Source organism: Streptomyces sparsogenes (genome assembly GCF_001704635.1).
In the GTDB taxonomy this organism is placed as follows: domain Bacteria; phylum Actinomycetota; class Actinomycetes; order Streptomycetales; family Streptomycetaceae; genus Streptomyces; species Streptomyces sparsogenes.
Window position 1 is genome coordinate 23,726 of record NZ_MAXF01000124.1, and the last position, 16,882, is coordinate 40,607.

The 16,882-nt window shown below is 73.1% G+C and carries 17 protein-coding genes and 1 tRNA gene; 12 read left to right on the forward strand and 6 right to left on the reverse strand.

Annotation, left to right across the window (positions count from 1 at the left end):
* Positions 1–2: 2 nt before the first annotated feature.
* Both frc and BBH68_RS25615 read right to left on the reverse strand, forming a co-directional pair.
* Positions 3–1,232, reverse strand: coding sequence for a formyl-CoA transferase (frc, locus tag BBH68_RS25610; RefSeq protein WP_065965861.1), 1,230 nt, complete (start codon positions 1,230–1,232; stop codon positions 3–5).
* A gap of 12 nt (positions 1,233–1,244) precedes the next feature.
* Entirely contained in the window at positions 1,245–2,927 is a 1,683-nt protein-coding gene (locus BBH68_RS25615) for a thiamine pyrophosphate-binding protein (RefSeq protein WP_065965862.1), read from the reverse strand.
* 196 nt (positions 2,928–3,123) lie between these two features.
* Here BBH68_RS25615 and sucC point away from each other — a divergent pair, with 196 nt between their 5' ends.
* From sucC to BBH68_RS25635, 4 genes are all read left to right on the forward strand, one after another.
* Entirely contained in the window at positions 3,124–4,245 is a 1,122-nt protein-coding gene (gene sucC / locus BBH68_RS25620; protein ID WP_065965863.1) for an ADP-forming succinate--CoA ligase subunit beta, read from the forward strand.
* A 13-nt stretch (positions 4,246–4,258) separates the two neighbouring features.
* A complete protein-coding gene (sucD, locus tag BBH68_RS25625; protein WP_065965864.1) occupies positions 4,259–5,170 on the forward strand; it encodes a succinate--CoA ligase subunit alpha in 912 nt (303 codons plus the stop codon).
* A gap of 5 nt (positions 5,171–5,175) precedes the next feature.
* Positions 5,176–6,720 (forward strand): aldehyde dehydrogenase family protein, encoded by a 1,545-nt coding sequence (locus BBH68_RS25630; RefSeq protein ID WP_065965865.1) that lies wholly within the window; start codon positions 5,176–5,178, stop codon positions 6,718–6,720.
* Positions 6,721–6,877: 157 nt separating this feature from the next.
* Positions 6,878–6,962: transfer RNA gene (locus BBH68_RS25635), tRNA-Leu, on the forward strand.
* A 60-nt stretch (positions 6,963–7,022) separates the two neighbouring features.
* Here the strand turns inward: BBH68_RS25635 and BBH68_RS25640 are convergent.
* The gene (locus BBH68_RS25640) at positions 7,023–7,571 is read right to left on the reverse strand and encodes an SRPBCC domain-containing protein (protein WP_079151203.1); all 549 of its coding nucleotides are present in this window, start codon (positions 7,569–7,571) and stop codon (positions 7,023–7,025) included.
* Between the two features lie 154 nt (positions 7,572–7,725).
* Here BBH68_RS25640 and BBH68_RS25645 point away from each other — a divergent pair, with 154 nt between their 5' ends.
* Both BBH68_RS25645 and BBH68_RS25650 read left to right on the forward strand, forming a co-directional pair.
* Positions 7,726–8,133, forward strand: coding sequence for a winged helix-turn-helix transcriptional regulator (locus BBH68_RS25645; protein WP_079151204.1), 408 nt, complete (start codon positions 7,726–7,728; stop codon positions 8,131–8,133).
* Positions 8,134–8,169: 36 nt separating this feature from the next.
* Complete coding sequence (locus BBH68_RS25650) at positions 8,170–8,676, forward strand: GNAT family N-acetyltransferase (RefSeq protein WP_065965866.1); 507 nt, start codon at positions 8,170–8,172, stop codon at positions 8,674–8,676.
* Positions 8,677–8,880: 204 nt separating this feature from the next.
* Here the strand turns inward: BBH68_RS25650 and BBH68_RS25655 are convergent, their stop codons facing one another.
* Positions 8,881–10,161, reverse strand: coding sequence for a M20 family metallo-hydrolase (locus tag BBH68_RS25655; RefSeq protein ID WP_065965867.1), 1,281 nt, complete (start codon positions 10,159–10,161; stop codon positions 8,881–8,883).
* A gap of 79 nt (positions 10,162–10,240) precedes the next feature.
* The gene (locus BBH68_RS25660; protein ID WP_065965868.1) at positions 10,241–11,392 is read right to left on the reverse strand and encodes a diaminopropionate ammonia-lyase; all 1,152 of its coding nucleotides are present in this window, start codon (positions 11,390–11,392) and stop codon (positions 10,241–10,243) included.
* A gap of 107 nt (positions 11,393–11,499) precedes the next feature.
* Here BBH68_RS25660 and BBH68_RS25665 point away from each other — a divergent pair, with 107 nt between their 5' ends.
* Positions 11,500–12,444 carry a LysR substrate-binding domain-containing protein gene (locus BBH68_RS25665; protein WP_065965869.1) on the forward strand — a complete coding sequence of 315 codons (945 nt, stop codon included), beginning with the start codon at positions 11,500–11,502 and terminating at the stop codon, positions 12,442–12,444.
* 49 nt (positions 12,445–12,493) lie between these two features.
* Here the strand turns inward: BBH68_RS25665 and BBH68_RS25670 are convergent, their stop codons facing one another.
* Entirely contained in the window at positions 12,494–12,805 is a 312-nt protein-coding gene (locus BBH68_RS25670; protein WP_065965870.1) for a hypothetical protein, read from the reverse strand.
* Positions 12,806–13,077: 272 nt separating this feature from the next.
* Here BBH68_RS25670 and BBH68_RS25675 point away from each other — a divergent pair, with 272 nt between their 5' ends.
* From BBH68_RS25675 to BBH68_RS25690, 5 genes are all read left to right on the forward strand, one after another.
* Positions 13,078–14,001, forward strand: coding sequence for an MBL fold metallo-hydrolase (locus BBH68_RS25675; protein ID WP_065965871.1), 924 nt, complete (start codon positions 13,078–13,080; stop codon positions 13,999–14,001).
* 135 nt (positions 14,002–14,136) lie between these two features.
* Entirely contained in the window at positions 14,137–14,277 is a 141-nt protein-coding gene (locus BBH68_RS40890) for a lasso RiPP family leader peptide-containing protein (protein WP_104531406.1), read from the forward strand.
* A gap of 171 nt (positions 14,278–14,448) precedes the next feature.
* Positions 14,449–16,137, forward strand: coding sequence for an asparagine synthase-related protein (locus BBH68_RS25680; RefSeq protein WP_079151205.1), 1,689 nt, complete (start codon positions 14,449–14,451; stop codon positions 16,135–16,137).
* The gene (locus BBH68_RS25685; protein ID WP_065965873.1) at positions 16,137–16,400 is read left to right on the forward strand and encodes a lasso peptide biosynthesis PqqD family chaperone; all 264 of its coding nucleotides are present in this window, start codon (positions 16,137–16,139) and stop codon (positions 16,398–16,400) included. The genes BBH68_RS25680 and BBH68_RS25685 overlap by 1 nt, the downstream gene beginning before the upstream one ends.
* On the forward strand, positions 16,397–16,825 hold the full coding sequence (locus BBH68_RS25690; RefSeq protein ID WP_065965874.1) for a lasso peptide biosynthesis B2 protein: 429 nt from the start codon (positions 16,397–16,399) through the stop codon (positions 16,823–16,825). The genes BBH68_RS25685 and BBH68_RS25690 overlap by 4 nt, the downstream gene beginning before the upstream one ends.
* Positions 16,826–16,882: the final 57 nt, after the last annotated feature.

The following is a 16,882-nucleotide window of genomic DNA, read 5'->3' on the forward strand; positions in this document are numbered from 1 at the left end:
CGTCAGATCACTCCGTTCGCCTTGAGCAGCCGCAGTTCCTCGCCGTCGAGGCCCAGTTCCCCGACGTACACCTCTTCGTTGTGCTCGCCCAGCAGCGGCGAGCGCTCCACGTCCACCGGGGAGTCGGAGAGCTTCAGCGGCGAGCCGACGGTGGTGAAGGTGCCGCGCTCGGGGTGGTCGACCTTCACCACCATCCCGTTGGCCGCGAGCGACGCGTCCTGGACGATCTCCTTGGTGGACAGGATCGGCCCGCAGGGGATGTTGTGGGCGGTCAGCGCCTCCAGCACCGCCCACTTGGGCAGGGTGGCGGACCACTCCTCGATCAGCTGGAACATCTTGGCCAGCTTGGGCAGCCGCGCCTCCGGTGTCGCCCACTCCGGATCCTCCGCCAGCTCCGGCCGGCCGATCAGCTCCGTGATCGGCTGCCAGCCGACCGGCTGCACGATCACATAGACGTAGTCGTTGGGCCCGCCGGGTGCGCACTTGACCGCCCAGCCCGGCTGCCCGCCGCCGCTCGCGTTGCCCGAGCGCGGCACCTCGTCCCCGAAGCTCTCGTTCGGGTACTCCGCGAGCGGCCCGTGCGCCAGCCGCTGCTGGTCGCGCAGCTTGACCCGGCACAGATTCAGCACCGCGTGCTGCATGGCCACATTGACCCGCTGGCCGCGCCCGGTGCGGGTGCGCTGGTAGAGCGCGGCCAGGATGCCCGCCACACAGTGCACCCCGGTGCCCGAGTCGCCGATCTGTGCCCCGGTCGCCAGCGGCGGCCCGTCCTCGAAGCCGGTCGTGGACATCGACCCGCCCATGGCCTGCGCGACCACCTCGTACGCCTTGAACCTGGTGTACGGGCCGTCGCCGAAGCCCTTGATCGAGGCGTAGACGATCCTCGGGTTGATCTCCTGGATGCGCTCCCAGGGGAAGCCCATGCGGTCCACGGCCCCCGGGCCGAAGTTCTCCACCATGACGTCGCTGCGCCGGATGAGCTCGGTCAGGATCTCCTTGCCGCGCTCCGTCTTGGTGTTGAGGGTGATGCTCCGCTTGTTGCAGTTGAGCATCGTGAAGTAGAGGGAGTCGACCTCGGGGAGGTCGCGCAGCTGCTTGCGGGTGATGTCCCCGGTGGTGGACTCCAGCTTGATGACGTCCGCGCCGAGCCAGGCCAGCAGCTGGGTGGCGGAGGGACCGGACTGTACGTGCGTCATGTCGAGGACGCGCACGCCCTCAAGAGCCTTGGTCATCTCGCGGCCCCTTCACTTGTACATGGTCTGGTTCATCGTTCCGGGGGCGTACGCGTCCGGGTCCACCCAGACGTTGATCAGCGACGGCTTGCCGGACTCGCGGGCGCGCCGCAGGGCCGGGCCGATGTCCGCCGGGTCGCGGACCTCCTCGCCGTGGCCGCCGAGCATCCGCGCGAACTGGTCGTACGGCACATCGCCCAGGGTGTTGCCGACCCGCTCGCGCCCCTCGCCGTACTTGGCCTTCTGGCCGTAACGGATCTGGTTCATCGAGGAGTTGTTGCCGACGATGCCGACGAAGGGGAGGTCGAAGCGGACCAGCGTCTCGAAGTCCCAGCCGGTGAGGGAGAACGCCCCGTCCCCGAAGAGGGCCACGACCTCCTTGTCGGGGCGGGCCTGCTTGGCGGCCATCACGAACGGCACCCCGACCCCGAGGGTGCCCAGCGGCCCCGGGTCCATCCAGTGGCCGGGCGACTTGGGCTGCACCACCTGGCCGGAGAAGGTGACGATGTCGCCGCCGTCACCGATGTAGACCGAGTCCTCGGTGAGGAAGTCGTTGATCTCGCTGACCAGCCGGTACGGATGGATGGGGGAGGCGTCCGAGCGCAGCTGCGGCAGCCTCTTCCCGAGCGCGGTCTGCTCGGCGGCGCGCAGCTCGTCCAGCCACTCCTTGCGCTTGCCCGCGCCCCCGTCGATGCGGCCCGAGGCGGCCTGGGTGACGGCCGACAGGACCAGCCCGGCGTCGCCGACGATGCCGAGGTCGATGTCGCGGTTCTTGCCGACGGTGCGGTAGTCGAGGTCGATCTGGACGACCGTGGCGTCGGGGGAGAGCCGCTTGCCGTAGCCCATCCGGAAGTCGAACGGGGTGCCGACGATCACGATCAGGTCGGCGTTGGCGAAGGCGTAGCGGCGGGAGAGCTGGAAGTGGTGCGGGTCGCCGGGCGGCAGCGTGCCGCGCCCCGCGCCGTTCATGTACGCGGGCACGTTCAGCGTCCGCACCAGCTCGATGGCCGCGTCCGTGGCCCGGCAGGTCCACACCTGGCTGCCGAGCAGGATCGCCGGCTTCTCGGCCCGCACCAGCAGGTCGGCCAGTTTCTCGACCGCCTCGGGGTCCCCCGACGTGCGGGTGGAGGCCCGGTACTTCCCGGCCTCGGGGACCCGGGCCTTGGTGACCGGGACCTTGGCGTCCAGGACGTCGCGCGGGATCTCCAGGAAGGAGGGCCCCGGCGCGCCGTGGAAGCACTCGCGGAAGGCCATGGAGACCATGTCGGCGGCGCGGGCGGTGTCCGGGACGGTGGCGGCGAACTTGGTGATCGGCGCCATCATGTCCACGTGCGGCAGGTCCTGGAGCGACCCCATCTTGTGCTGGGTGTGGGCGCCCTGGCCGCCGATGAGCAGCATGGGGGACTCGGCGCGGAAGGCGTTGGCGACGCCGGTGACCGCGTCGGTGGTGCCGGGTCCCGCGGTGACGACCGCGCAGCCGGGCTTGCCGGTGATCCGGGCGTAGCCGTCGGCGGCGTGGGCGGCCACCTGTTCGTGGCGTACGTCGATGACGTCGATGCCCTCGTCGACACAGCCGTCGTAGATGTCGATGATGTGGCCGCCGCAGAGGGTGTAGATCACGTCGACCCCCTCGGCTTTGAGTGCCTTGGCGACCAAGTGCCCGCCGGAGATGAGTTCCTGGCTGTCGTCGGGCATGGCGATGCGCGTCCCTTCGTCGGGGGTGGGGGTGCGGTCTCGCGTGTCTCACATGGAGGCAGATTGCATACAGTCGACGTTATGCGGTATGAACATTGTTATCCCGCATCGACTGATCGATGTCCAGGGGGCGTTCGGCAAGGGTTTGACCAAGCGCTGCGACCGGGCCGCTGCGACCCGGACCGAAGGAGCGGGCATGGACCTGTTCGAACATCAGGCACGGCAACTCTTCGAGCACTACGGCGTGTTGGTGCCACGGGCGGAGGTCGCCGACTCGGCGCCCGAGGCCCGCGCGGCCGCCGAGCGGCTGGGCGGCCGAGTCGTCGTCAAGGCGCAGGTGAGGGCCGGGGGACGGGGCAAGGCGGGTGGCGTCAGGCTCGCCGCCGACCCGGTGGCCGCGTATCTGACCGCGCGTCAGATCCTCGGCATGGACATCAAGGGGCACACCGTCCACCGCGTGATGGTGGCCGAACCGGTCGAGATCGAGCGCGAGTTCTATCTCGGCTACGCCCTGGACCGCGCCGCCGGCCGCTTCCTGGCCATCGCCTCCGCCGAGGGTGGCATGGAGATCGAGGAGGTGGCGGCGCGCCGCCCCGAGGCGGTGGCCCGGATCCCGGTGGACCCGGACGAGGGCGTCACCGACGCGAAGGCCGCCGAGATCGCCGCGGCGGGCGGGCTGCCGGCCGAGGCCGCGCCGACCGTGCGCCGCCTGTGGCGGGTGCTCACCGAGCAGGACGCGCTGCTGGTCGAGGTCAACCCGCTGGTGAGGACGCGGGACGGGGCGATCGTCGCGCTGGACGGCAAGGTCACGCTGGACGACAACGCGCGCTTCCGCCGCCCGCGCGCGTACGCGGCGGACACCGCCGATGACCCGCGGGAGGCGGAGGCGGCGGCCAAGGGCCTGAACTACGTCAAGCTGGACGGCCACGTGGGCGTCATCGGCAACGGCGCCGGCCTGGTGATGTCCACCCTGGACGTGGTGGCGAGCCGCGGCGCCCGCCCCGCCGACTTCCTCGACATCGGCGGCGGCGCCTCGGCCGAGGTCATGGCGGGCGGCCTCGCGCTCGTCCTCGGCGACCCCGACGTACGGTCGGTGCTCGTCAACGTCTTCGGCGGCATCACCGCCTGCGACGCGGTGGCCGAGGGCATCGTCCGCGCCCTGGACACCGTCACCCTCACCAAGCCGCTGGTCGTCCGGCTCGACGGCAACAGCGCGGCACGCGGCCGGGCCATCCTCGCCGCGCGCGCCCATCGGCTCGTACACCAGGCGGACACCATGGACGGCGCCGCCGCGCGGGCCGCCCACCTCGCGGCCTGAGGAGGCTCACGGCATGGCAATCTTCCTCACCGAGCACAGCAAGGTCATCGTCCAGGGCATGACCGGCGCGGAGGGCAGGAAGCGCACCCGCCGGATGCTCGCCGCCGGCACGAACGTCGTCGGCGGCGTCAACCCCCGCAAGGCCGGGACACGCGTCGCCTTCGACGACCGTACGGTGCCCGTCTTCGGCACCGTGGCGGAGGCGGTGGCCACCACCGGCGCGGACGTGACCGTCGTCTTCGTCCCGCCGCCGCACGCCAAGGCCGCGGTGACCGAGGCCGCCGACGCCCGGATCCCGCTCGCCGTCGTGATCACCGAGGGCATCCCGGTCCACGACGCGGTCGCCTTCCAGGCCCACGCCCGGGCCCGCGCCACCCGGATCATCGGCCCCAACTGCCCCGGCCTGATCTCCCCCGGCCGGTCCAACGCGGGCATCACCCCCGCCGACATCGCCAAGCCGGGCCGGATCGGCCTGGTGTCCAAGTCCGGCACGCTGACCTACCAGCTCATGTACGAGCTGAGCGACATCGGCTTCTCGACCTGCGTCGGCATCGGCGGCGACCCGATCATCGGCACCAGCCACATCGACGCCCTGGCCGCCTTCGAGGCCGACCCCGACACCGACCTGATCGTGATGATCGGCGAGATCGGCGGCGACGCCGAGGAGCGGGCCGCGGACTTCATCAAGGCCGACGTCACCAAGCCGGTCGTCGGCTACGTGGCGGGCTTCACCGCCCCCGAGGGCAAAACCATGGGCCACGCCGGAGCCATCGTGTCCGGCTCCTTGGGCACCGCCCGCGCCAAGAAAGAGGCGCTGGAGGCCGCCGGCGTACGGGTCGGGGCCACCCCGACGGAGACGGCCGAGCTGGTGTTCGCCCTTCTGGCGGACACCGGTGATGCGGCCCGCCACCGGTCGGGAAGGTGATGAGGATGGCAGCCACCCTCACCCTCAAGCCCGGCACCGCCTGGGCCGACGCCTGGCAGCGCAGCCGGGCCGCCGCGCCCGAGGCGTTCCAGGACGACCGCGTCCGCAACCTCTGGGACGGCCGCTGGCACGACGACGGCCACCCGCTCCCCGCGACCACGCCGATCGACAGCACCCCCATCCCCGGCCCGCCCCGGCTGGACGCGGCCCCCGCCCGCCAGGCCGTACGCGCCTCCCTCGACCAGCACCGCGCCTGGCGCCACCTCCCCCTCCCCGAGCGCCGCGCCCGCGTCTCCGCCACCCTCGACGCGCTCGCCGCCCACCGGGACCTGCTCGCCCTCCTCCTCGTCTGGGAGATCGGCAAGCCCTGGCGGCTCGCCCGGGCCGACGTGGACCGTGCCGTCGACGGCGTCCGCTGGTACGTCGAGGAGATCGACCGCATGCTCGAGGGCCGCTCCCCGCTGCCCGGCCCGGTCTCCAACATCGCCAGCTGGAACTACCCGATGAGCGTCCTGGCCCATGCCATGCTGGTCCAGGCCCTGGCGGGCAACGCCGTGATCGCCAAGACCCCCACCGACGGCGGCCTCGCCTGCCTCACCCTCGCCTGCGCCCTCGCCGCCCGCGAGGGCGTCCCCGTCACCCTGGTCAGCGGCAGCGGCGGCGAGCTGTCCGAGGCCCTGGTCCGCTCGCCTGAGATCGGCTGCGTCTCCTTCGTCGGCGGCCGCGACACCGGCGCCCGCGTCGCCACCGCCGTCGCCGACCTCGGCAAACGCCACATCCTGGAACAGGAGGGCCTCAACACCTGGGGCGTGTGGAACTTCACCGGCTGGGAGCGGCTCGGCCCGCAGATCCGCAAGACCTTCGACTACGCCAAGCAGCGCTGCACCGCCTACCCGCGCTTCGTCGTCCAGCGCTCCAGCTTCGACGCCTTCCTCGCCGTCTACCTCCCGGCCGTACGCGCCATCCGCCTCGGCCACCCCCTCGCCGTCGAACACCCGGCCGCCCCCCTCCCCGACCTCGACTTCGGGCCGCTGATCAACGCCGCCAAGGCCAAGGAACTCGGCGACCAGGTCGCCGAGGCCATCGACCGCGGCGCCGTCCCCCTCCACCGCGGCGACCTCGCCGCCGGCCACTTCCTCCCCGACCAGGACCGCTCCGCCTACCTGGCCCCGGTCACCCTCCTCAACCCGCCCCCGTCCTCCCCCCTCCACCACGCCGAGCCCTTCGGCCCCGTCGACACCCTCGTCCTGGTGGACACCGAGGCCGAGCTGCTGGCCGCCATGAACGCCAGCAACGGCGCCCTCGTCGCCACCCTCTCCTGCGACGACCCCGCCACCTACCAGCGCCTCGCCCCCCAGATCCGCGCCTTCAAGACCGGCCACGGCACCCCCCGCTCCCGCGGCGACCGCGACGAGCTCTTCGGCGGCTTCGGCGCCTCCTGGCGCGGCGCCTTCGTCGGCGGCCACCTCCTCGTCCACGCCGTCACCGAAGGCCCCGACCCCGACCGCACCCCCGGCAACTTCCCCGACTACCACCTGATGCCCACCTGACCACCCACCGTGACCCCGACCGGCCCCCCACCGGCTCCCAGGCCGCGTCCCCGCAGGTCGGCGCGGCCCGGGGGCGGGCCCCTTACGCAGGTGAAACGCACTCCAAAACCTTGGTATCGTTGTCCCTGTCGCCGCGGGCAACCGCGGAGCACACCTTGTCCGGGTGGCGGAATGGCAGACGCGCTAGCTTGAGGTGCTAGTGCCCTTTATCGGGCGTGGGGGTTCAAGTCCCCCCTCGGACACGATCCACACAGACGGATGGCGCGGGCCGTGACCCAAGGGTCACGGCCCGCGCCGTTGTGTTAACCGGCGCGGCCGGGGCCGGGCCTCAGGGCCGCAGCGAGGCCGTTCAACCGCAGGCGGGTGGCGCCGCGCAGGTGGGGGAGGTCGTGGTCGGGCTCCGCGGAGGCGGTGAGGAAGGCCGCCTGCTCGACCCACCGCAGCTGGGTGCCGGCGGCCTCCGGGAGCAGTTCGACCGTCACCAACGAGGTCCACCGCGGCACGTCGTCCACGCGGGCCGTGTACGTGTAGACGATCCTGGAGTCCGGGGTGATGTCGAGGTACCGGGATTCGTACCCGAGCCGTTCCGGCGCCGCGCCGGGAACCGGGAAGAGGCTCGAGGCCGTCTCGCCGCCGCCCACCGTGAAGTCGTTTTCGTACGACACGTGGCGGCCCGGCAGCTTGGACCAGCGGCGCCGGATGGAGGTGTCGGCGAAGGCCTCGAAGACCGCGCTCGCGGGTGCGGCCAGGTGGAGACCGACCGTGAAGGTGTCGTGGCGCACCCCCGGGACCGGGTCGCCGACGTGCCCGTCGGCGGGCGGGTCAGGTGCGGTGGCTTCCGTGGTGGCCATGCTTCCCTCAGGTGGCAGTCGCGGATCGGGGCGGGCGCCCCGTGGTTACCATCCGTATGTAACGGGGACGCGGTCGCCACGATCAAGGGCCCGCCGTCACGCACTTTGAAGTCAGCTACGCACTGGAAGCTACGCACTGGAGGGGAACAGACCCATGGGCTCCGCGCTGCGTTCCCAACTGGCGGCCGCCGGGGTCGCCCCGGAGTGCGCGGCGACCATCGAGCTCGTGCGGGACGTGCTCGCGCGCGTCGGCGACAAGTGGACCGTCCTGGTCATCACCGCGCTCGCCGAGGGACCGCTGCGCTTCACGACCCTGCACCAGCGGATCGCCGGGGTGTCCCAGCGGATGCTGAGCCAGACGCTCCGCTCCCTCACCCGCGACGGCCTGGTCACGCGAACCGCCTACGCCGAGGTACCGCCCCGGGTCGAATACGAGCTCACCCCGCTGGGCCGATCGCTCAGCGAATCCGTCGCGCATGTCGTGGGCTGGGTGCGGGAACACCAGGCGGAGATCGTCCGGAACCGCGAGGTGTTCGCAGGAGACGAGCCCGCGGCGCGGTGAGGCGGGCCGGACGGGGCAGGGGGTAGCGTCAGCGCCATGGAGATCAAGGCTGTCGAGACGGGCCGGCTGAGCCTCGTGCCGCTCGCCGTCGAGCACGCGGACGAGATGGCCGAGGTGTTCTCCGACCCGGCTCTGCATGTCTTCATCGGCGGCGCCCCGCACTCTCCGCAGGCCTTGCGGGCACGGTACGAACGCCTGGTGGCCGGCTCGCCCGACCCCGCCCGGACGTGGTGGAACTGGGTGATCCGGCTCCGCGAGGAGCAATGTCTGACCGGGACGGTGCAGGCGACGATCACCACCGCGGGGCGCGGCTGTACGGCCGAGGTCGCCTGGGTGGTCGGGACCCCGTGGCAAGGGCGCGGGATCGCCACCGAGGCGGCACGAGGGCTGGTCGGGTGGCTGCGGGAGCAAGGAGTGCGGGCGATCCGTGCCCACATCCATCCGGACCACCACGCGTCCGGTGCCGTTGCCGCCGCTGCCGGCCTGGCGCCCACCGATCACCGGCACGAGGGCGAGATCAGGTGGGAGCTTCCGCCGGCGTAGCCCCGACGGGCGGGCCGCGACCGCTCGGGGCGCGCTCGCCGGCACGCGCGCCGCGTCGGCGGTGAAGGGCTCCAGCACTCCCTCGGCGCCAGGCCGCATGAGGGAGCGGCCGCCGCCGGGGGCGCGGGCGGTCGCGACGAGTGAGGGCCGGCCGGGGCGCTTTTCCAGTGGCGGATCTCGACGCCGCGGGAGCGGCGTGAGCGGTCAGTCCTGGTCGGCCAGGCGCAGCAGGGTGGTGGCCAGGACGTCGACGCCGTGGGCGCAGGCCTCGGGGGTGGAGTACTCGCGGGGGTTGTGGCTGATGCCGTCGTACTCGCCGCGTACGAAGATCATGGCGGTGGGGCAGAGGGCGGCGATCTCCTGGGCGTCGTGTCCGGCGCCGGAGAGCAGGGAGACGTGGTCCAGGCCGTGGTCGTCGGCGGCCTGGGCGATGACCTTCTGCACGCCCTCGTCGAAGGGGACGTAGGCGGTCTGGGCCATGCGCCGGGTGGTCAGCGACAGGCCCGGCCACCTGTCCTCCAGGTCGCCCAGGAACGCGGCCAGGGCCTCCTCCGCCCGGGCCATCTGGCCGTCGTCGGGGTTGCGCAGATCGACGGTCAGCTCGGCGCGGGCCGGGACGATGTTGGTCAGGTCCGGGTGGACGGTGAGGTGGCCGACGGTGGCCCGCAGGTCTCCGTACGCGCCGGAGTCCACCAGGGACCGCAGGTGGACGACGATCTGCGCGGCGGCGAGGCCCGCGTCGGCGCGCAGACGGGTGGGGGTGGTGCCGGCGTGGGCGGCGCGGCCGTGGATGGTGATCTCCTGCCAGGAGATGCCCTGCACGCCGGTGACGACACCGATCTCCACGCCGCGCTCGGCGAGTACGGGGCCCTGTTCGATGTGGCACTCGACGTAGGCGTGCGGCGGGGCGAGGCGTACGTCGGCGGGGCCGTCGAAGCCGGTGCGGGCGAGTTCGCCGCCGAGGGTGAGGCCGTCGCGGTCGGTCAGGGCGTGGGCGTACTCCAGGGTGAGGCGGCCCGCGGCGACGGCGCTGCCGAGCATGTCGGTGCCGAAGCGGACGCCCTCCTCCTCGGTGAAGACGCCGACCTCGATCGGGCGGCGGGTGGCGATGCCGCGCTCGTCGAGGGTGCGGACGACCTCGATGCCGCCGAGGACGCCGAGGCAGCCGTCGAAGGCGCCCGCGGTGGCGACGCTGTCGATGTGCGAGCCGGTCAGCACCGGGGCCGCGGTGGGGTCGGTGCCCTCCCGGCGGCCGTAGATGTTGCCCATCCGGTCCACGCGGACGGCCAGGCCGGCCTGTTCCATCCAGGCGATGACCTGGCGGCGGCCGGCCGCGTCCGCGTCGGTCAGGGCGAGGCGGTTGACGCCGCGCAGGCCGGTGCGCTTGTCGTCGTACGCCCCGATCTCGGCGAGGTCCATCAGCGACTGCCACAGGCGGTCGCCGTTGACGGTGATCGTGGCGGGGGTGGGGGTGGGGGCGGGCATGGGCTCTCTCCCGGATGTCTGGTGTTCTGGTGCCGGAAACCGGCGAAGGGCGCGGAGGGCGGTGCTCGGTGGTCGGTGGTCAGTGGGCGGTGGCCGCGTGGGGGTTGGCCGCCGGGCCCTCCGTGCTGAGCAGCGCGACCACCGACGACGGGCCGAGCCCCAGCGCCGCCCGGCGCTCCTCGGCGCCCGCGCCCGTGAGCGCCACCCGCAGGCCGGCGAGCGTCGCGGCCCCGCAGGGGCCCGAGGCGACGCCGAGGGCGGCGAGGCGGGCGGCGGCGTGGGCGGCGGCCGAGTCGGGGACGGCGACGGCGGCGTCCAGGCCGCCCCGCAGGTAGGGCCAGGCGATGCTGGAGGGGGTGCCGCAGTTCAGCCCGGCCATGGTGGTGTCGCCGGTGGCGACGCTGACCGGTTCGCCGCGGGTGAGGCTTTCCAGGACGCAGGCCGCGGCCTCCGGCTCCACCGACAGCAGCGCCGGAGCCCGCCCGGACGGGCGGCTGCGGTAGTGGGTGATCACGGCCTGGGCCAGGGACCCCACGCCCACCGGTACGGAGACGAGATCGGGTCCCTCGGTGGCCCCCGCGGCCGCCAGCTGCTCGTCGATCTCGGCGCAGAGGGTGGAGTAGCCCTCGACGATCCACCCGGGGATCCGCTCGTAGCCCGGCCAGGCGGTGTCCTGGACCAGGACCGCGTCCGGCGCGGCGGCGGCTTCGGCCGCCAGGCGCACGGCCTCGTCGTACGGCCCCGCGACCTGGGTGACCTCCGCCTGCTCGGCGGCGATGGCCGCCACGGCGCCCGGATGCACACCCCGCGGAACGAAGACGTGGGCACGCTGCCCGAGCAGCCGCGCGGTGCGCGCCACCGCGCGGCCGTGGTTGCCGTCGGTGGCGGTCACCAGGGTGACCGGGCCCGGCTCGGCGCCGTCCGCGGCCGCCTCGGCAAGGATGCGGTGGACCGCCCAGGACGCGCCCAGCGCCTTGAAGGCGGGCAGTCCCAGACGGCACGACTCGTCCTTGACGAAGACCCGGCCGACCCCCAACTCGATGGCCAGGGCCTGGAGTTCGGTCAGCGGGGTGGGGGAGTAGCCCGGCAGCGCGGCGTGGAAGCCACGCACCTCGGCGGGGGCGGGTGCGCAGCGCCAGCCGCGGGCGGCCGACCGCGCGGTCCACGGCGGCGTACGGAGGGAGGGCGTGTGGAGGGCGGGCGTACGGAGGGAGGGAGCGTTCTCAGGCACACGATCAGGGTCCACGGACGGCCACGATCGGTCCAGCGAATGTTTTCGACCTATAGTCGTCGGAACCACCGATGATTGCTGAAGGGCGAGTCCAGAGGAGACCGCCGGTGTTCGACCTGCACCGACTGCGTCTGCTGCGCGAGCTGAAGCACCGCGGCACCCTCGCGGCCGTCGCCGCCGCCCTGTCCTACGCCCCCTCCTCCGTCTCCCAGCAGCTCTCGCAGCTGGAAGCCGAGGTCGGTGTCCGTCTTCTGGAGCCCGTCGGGCGGCGGGTGCGGCTGACCGAGCAGGCGGAGATCCTCGTCGCCCACACCGAGGCCGTCCTCGAACGCCTGGAGCGGGCGGAGGCCGACATCGCCACCTCCCTCACCGACCTGACCGGCACCCTGCGCGTCGCCTCGTTCCAGACGGCTGCCCTGGCGCTGGTCCCGACCGCGCTCGGCCTGCTGCGCGACCTCCACCCGCGGCTGCGCGTCCACGTGACCCACATGGAGCCGGAGAGGTCCCTGCCCGCCCTTCAGGCCCGCGACTTCGACCTCGTCATCGCCGAGGAATACCCCGGCAACCCCAACCCGCGGCCCGCCGGACTGGAACAGGAAGACCTGCTCGACGATCCCCTGCGCCTGGCCCTGCCCGCCCCGGCCGACCGCCCGGAGGTGGCCACCGGCGGCCCGATGGCGGCGCTGCGCTCACTCGCCGACCGGCCCTGGGTCATGGAGCCGGAGGGCACCGCCGCCCGGCACTGGGCCATGACCCTGTGCCGCAACGCGGGCTTCGAACCCGATGTGCGGTTCGAGACCACCGACCTCCTGCTCCACCTCCGCCTCGTCGAGCAGGAACACGCCGCCGCCTTCCTGCCCGACCTCGTCTGGAGCGCACAACCCCCGACCGTCACCCTGCGGCCGCTGCCCCGCGGCCACCGCACCCGCCGCATCTTCACCGTCGTACGCCGCGGCCGCAGCCGACACCCCGCGATCCTGGCCTGCCGCGACGCCCTCCTGCGCGCGGTCGGCCTCCGGTCCGACCAACAGGCGGGAACCCCGGGGCCATGAGCGCGCCGGCCGGCCAGGCCACGTGCGTCGGTTGCGGGCCTCGCCTACGTCAACGGATCCAGACGGCCCGGCCCAGGATGGCGATCTCGCCCTCCTGGGAGCGGCCGCCGGGCGGGATCACATCGATGACCGGCCCGCTGCAGTCGTTGTTCGCGTAGGCGAGAGCGTATTCGTTGGTGTCGTTGTACACGTGGAACCTGTTGTCCTCCAGCTGCACCCGGACGCAGCCCGTTGGGTTGACGACACGCCAGGTGCTGTTGAACAGGTCGCCGTGAGCGGCGGACGCCGAGGTGGCCATCGAGAGGGTGAGGGCTCCCGCTGCGGCCAGAATCCCGGCAGTGGTGGTGAGGCGGCGCATCATGCCTGACTCCTTCCGAGGGCTGCGGTCGGTGTGGCCGTCCCAGACCGACCGACAGTCCCTGGATACCGGCACGCACCGGAATTCCGGTGGAGCCGCGATGGGGAGGAGGCCGACTCGACAGAGGCGCGTCCGCTCCATCGGCGGTGTGACACACTGCGCTCCCAGGCCCCGACTGACCAGGACGCGCGGGGACTTGCCGGAGCGACTGCGAGGAGAGCTATGAGGGCGAACGAACTCGCCTGGACCCGGTTCCTGCGATTCGCCACCCACCGATGAGCGCGCAGACCGGCACCCTCCAGCCGGTGGCCGACGGCGTCTACGGCTGGGTCCAGCCGGACGGCTCGTGGTGGGTCAACAACGCGGGGGTGGTGGCCACGGACGACGGTGTCGTCCTGATCGACACCTGCGCCACCGAGCGCCGCACCCGCAATCTGCTGCGCGCCGTCGCCGAAGCCACCGGTGGCGCGCCCGTGCGGTACGCGGTCAACACCCATCTGCACGGCGACCACACCCATGGGAACAGCCTGCTGCCCGAGGCCACGACGATCGTCGCGCACGAGGCGACCCGCGAGGGGATCCTGGCGGACACCGTGATCGACGGGTGTCCGCCCGCGTGGCATCCGCTGCCGGACTGGGGCGGGGTGGCGCGGCGGGCGCCCGGGGTGACCTTCCGTACGGCGCTGACGCTGCACGTGGGGGAGCGGCGCATCGAGCTGCGTCACCCGGGGTACGCCGCGCACACCCCCGGCGACGCCGTCGCGTGGCTTTCCGGGGAGCGTGTTCTGTTCGCCGGGGATCTGCTCTTCCACCAGGTCACTCCGCTGGTGTTCATGGGCTCGCTGGAGGGCGCGCTGCGCTCGCTCGACTGGATCGCCGCGTTCGAGCCCGAGCGTGTCGTACCCGGGCACGGCCCGCTCATCGACGCGGACACCCTGCCCGAGGTGCTGGACACCCACCGGCGCTACTACCGGCTGGTGGTGGACACCGCCGAGGCCGGTCTGCGGGACGGGCTGACGCCGCTGGAGGCCGCGCGGGGCTGTTCGCTCGGCGAATTCGGCGGTCTGCCCGACGCCGAGCGCATCGTCCTCAACCTGCACCGCGCGTACGCGGACCGCACCGGTGCGGACTTCGACCCGTTCGGGACCTTCGCCGACGCGATCGCCTACAACGGAGGGCCGCTGCCCACCCGGGTCTGAGCGACGTGTCAGGAACGAGTCCGCTCCGACGTGTCAGGAAGCTGCCGCCGCGTTGTGGCTAGTGGGGTGTGGGGGGCGGGTAGGGACTGGGCGACCTCGGGGTCGATTCACTGGATCAATCTCTGGAGGAAACCCATGGAGAAGCAGTCGAGAACGGACGAGACCGTCGAGAGCTACGAGCCGCCGGCGCTGGTGGGCGTGGGCGAGTTCTCGGAGGACACGCTGGGGTTCGGCCACCGGTACGAGGACGTGCTCGGCGAGCAGGGCTGGGGGTGACGGCAGCCTTCCGGACCGTTTGAGATGAGCGCCGGGTTTGTCGTCCTTCCGGACGCGCCGGGTACACAGCTCTCGTTTGATGCGTATCCCTTTGAGGCTCCCCGGCTGATCCCGCACCCGTCCGGCCGACCGTGGCTGGTGGGGCGGTGGGAGCCGGATGAGATTCGTCAGGTGGCGACCGGGCCCGTGCGACTGGTGGTGATCGGGTTCTGCCCGGTCACCACCGGCCGGCTCGAGGAGCTGTGCCGGCGGGTTCGCACGGTGGCCGAGGTGGACGCCGTGGCCAAGGCGCTGCCGGGGAGCTTCCATCTGGTCGCCGCCGTCGGCGCCACCACACGTGTGCAGGGCGGCGTGACGGGCCTGCGCCAGGTGTTCCACACCAGGCTGGGCGGGGTGCCGATCGCCGCCGACCGGGCCGATGTGCTCGCGGCGATGACCGGGGCCGGGATCGACGCGGACACGCTGGCCGTGCGCGTCGTGTGCGGGGGCATGCTGCCGCCGCCGCTCGCCGACCGGAGCGTGTGGGCGGGCGTGGCCACGGTGGCGCACGACCACAGCCTGTGGCTGGAGCCGGGTGGGGCGCGCGAGGTGCGGTGGTGGCGGCCGCCCGCTCCCGAACTCGGCCTGGAAGAAGGCGCATCGGCGCTCAGAGGGGCGCTGATCACCGCCGTGGACGGGCGCCGCCGCGCGGGAGGCGGGCTCAGCGCGGACCTGTCCGGCGGCATGGACTCGACCACGCTGAGTTTCCTGGCCGCACGGCACACCCCCACCCTGCTGACCTTCCGATGGGCCGAGGCCGAGGCCGGAAACGACGACGCCCGCTTCGCCGAACAGGCCGCCCGCTCGCTGCCCGAGGCGCGCCATCTGGTCGTGGGGCAGCGGGACCTGCCGTCGATCTTCACCGACCCCGGGGCCCTGGCCGACACCGAGCGGCCGTATCTGTACCCGCGCACCCTGGCGCGCGTCCGGTACACGGCGCGGCTGCTCGCCGAGCGCGGGTCCCGCTCGCACCTGGCCGGACACGGCGCCGACGAGCTCTTCGGGCCGGTCCCCGGCTATCTGCACCGGCTGGCCCGCCGCCGGCCCCTGACGGCGCTCCGGCATCTGCGCGGACACCGCGCGCTCAGCCGCTGGTCCCTCGCCCCGACCCTCGCCCAACTGGTGCGGACGGACGGCCCGGCCCAGTGGTGGCTGACCCAGGCCGAGCAGCTGACCAGCCCCGCCCCGCCCCGCAGAGTCCCCTCCCTCGGCTGGGGCCTCACACCGCTCCGCGCCCCGGTCTGGGCGACCGCCGACGCCGTGGACGCGGCGCGCCGAGCGCTGCGCGAGGCCGCCGAACACGCCGCGCCGTTCGCCGAGGACCGGGGCCAACACCAGTACCTGACCGCGCTGCGGATCACCGCGCCGGCGTACCGGCAGGTGTCCTGGCTCTTCGGCGCGGCGGGGGTGGAACTGCACCAGCCCTACCTGGACGACCGGGTCGTGGAGGCGGCGCTGGCGGTGCGCCTCCACGAGCGCGTCACACCATGGCGGTACAAGCCGCTGCTGGCCGCGTCCATGCGGGGCCTGGTGCCGGACGTGGTGCTCGGCCGCATCACCAAAGGCGACTTCAGCGCCGATGTGCGGGCCGGGCGGCGACGCAACCTGTCCGCGCTGCTCGAGGTGTTCTCCGACTCCGCCCTGGCCGACATGGGCCTGGTGTCCCCGGGGGCGCTGCGCGACTACCTGCTGACACCGCACGCCGACATCTCCCGGGACATCGCCACCGAAAAGCTGTTGGGCTGTGAGACCTGGGCCCGCGCGGCACGGCAACCTCAACCCCTGGGGAAGCCCCACGGGAAACCTCTTGGGAAGCGATGATGTCCCTGAATCTGCATCAGGACGTGTCCATGGCCGAGACCGACGACGGCGCCGTGCTGCTCCACCAGCGCACCGGACGCTACTGGCAGCTCAACCCCACCGGGGTGTTCGTGCTGAAGACCCTGCTGGACGGGCGTACGGACGAGCAGGCCGCCGACCAGCTCGCCGCCCGCCACCGCCTCGACACCGCCGACGCCCGCCGCGACGTGTCCCGCCTGGTGTCCCAGCTGCGGGCCGCGCACCTGCTCACGGAGGCCCGATGAGCGCCCCGGTGGCGCTGCCCGACCGCGACCGGCTGCCGCTCCACCGGCGGGTGATGCCCTGGCTCGCGGTGGTCGTGGCCCGTCTGCTCGCCCGCGCCAAACCGGCCCGGGTGCGCGCGGTGCTGGAGTTCCTGCGGCGCGGCGCCCGGCCCGCCACCGCCGAACAGGCGCTGGCCGCCCGGCGGGCCGTGGTGGCGGTGAGCCTGCGCTGCGCGGGCCAGGCGTGTCTCCAGCGGTCCATCGCGGCGGCGCTGCTGTGCCGCGGCCGGGGCGTGTGGCCCACCTGGTGCACGGGGGTGCGCACCAGCCCGTTCGAGGCCCACGCCTGGATCGAGGTCGCGGGCGAGCCCATCGGGGAGCCCTACCCGGCGGGGCACTACCGCCCGCTGCTGTCCGTGGCCCCGGCGGCCCGCGAGCGGAGTTGAGTTTGTGGTGAGTATGAGACAGCGACACGCCGTAACGTCGGCGTGTCGCTGTCTCAT

Bases quoted from the DNA above. Each gene is read 5' to 3' on its own strand.
- BBH68_RS25655 (WP_065965867.1), bottom strand. From the start codon at position 10,161: ATGCCCGCCCCCACCCCCACCCCCGCCACGATCACCGTCAACGGCGAC.
- BBH68_RS25615 (WP_065965862.1), bottom strand. From the start codon at position 2,927: ATGCCCGACGACAGCCAGGAACTCATCTCCGGCGGGCACTTGGTCGCC.
- BBH68_RS25670 (WP_065965870.1), bottom strand. From the start codon at position 12,805: ATGATGCGCCGCCTCACCACCACTGCCGGGATTCTGGCCGCAGCGGGA.
- frc (WP_065965861.1), bottom strand. From the start codon at position 1,232: ATGACCAAGGCTCTTGAGGGCGTGCGCGTCCTCGACATGACGCACGTA.
- BBH68_RS25640 (WP_079151203.1), bottom strand. From the start codon at position 7,571: ATGGCCACCACGGAAGCCACCGCACCTGACCCGCCCGCCGACGGGCAC.
- BBH68_RS25630 (WP_065965865.1), top strand. From the start codon at position 5,176: ATGGCAGCCACCCTCACCCTCAAGCCCGGCACCGCCTGGGCCGACGCC.
- BBH68_RS25675 (WP_065965871.1), top strand. From the start codon at position 13,078: ATGAGCGCGCAGACCGGCACCCTCCAGCCGGTGGCCGACGGCGTCTAC.
- BBH68_RS25645 (WP_079151204.1), top strand. From the start codon at position 7,726: ATGGGCTCCGCGCTGCGTTCCCAACTGGCGGCCGCCGGGGTCGCCCCG.
- sucD (WP_065965864.1), top strand. From the start codon at position 4,259: ATGGCAATCTTCCTCACCGAGCACAGCAAGGTCATCGTCCAGGGCATG.
- BBH68_RS25685 (WP_065965873.1), top strand. From the start codon at position 16,137: ATGTCCCTGAATCTGCATCAGGACGTGTCCATGGCCGAGACCGACGAC.
- BBH68_RS25650 (WP_065965866.1), top strand. From the start codon at position 8,170: ATGGAGATCAAGGCTGTCGAGACGGGCCGGCTGAGCCTCGTGCCGCTC.
- sucC (WP_065965863.1), top strand. From the start codon at position 3,124: ATGGACCTGTTCGAACATCAGGCACGGCAACTCTTCGAGCACTACGGC.
- BBH68_RS40890 (WP_104531406.1), top strand. From the start codon at position 14,137: ATGGAGAAGCAGTCGAGAACGGACGAGACCGTCGAGAGCTACGAGCCG.
- BBH68_RS25690 (WP_065965874.1), top strand. From the start codon at position 16,397: ATGAGCGCCCCGGTGGCGCTGCCCGACCGCGACCGGCTGCCGCTCCAC.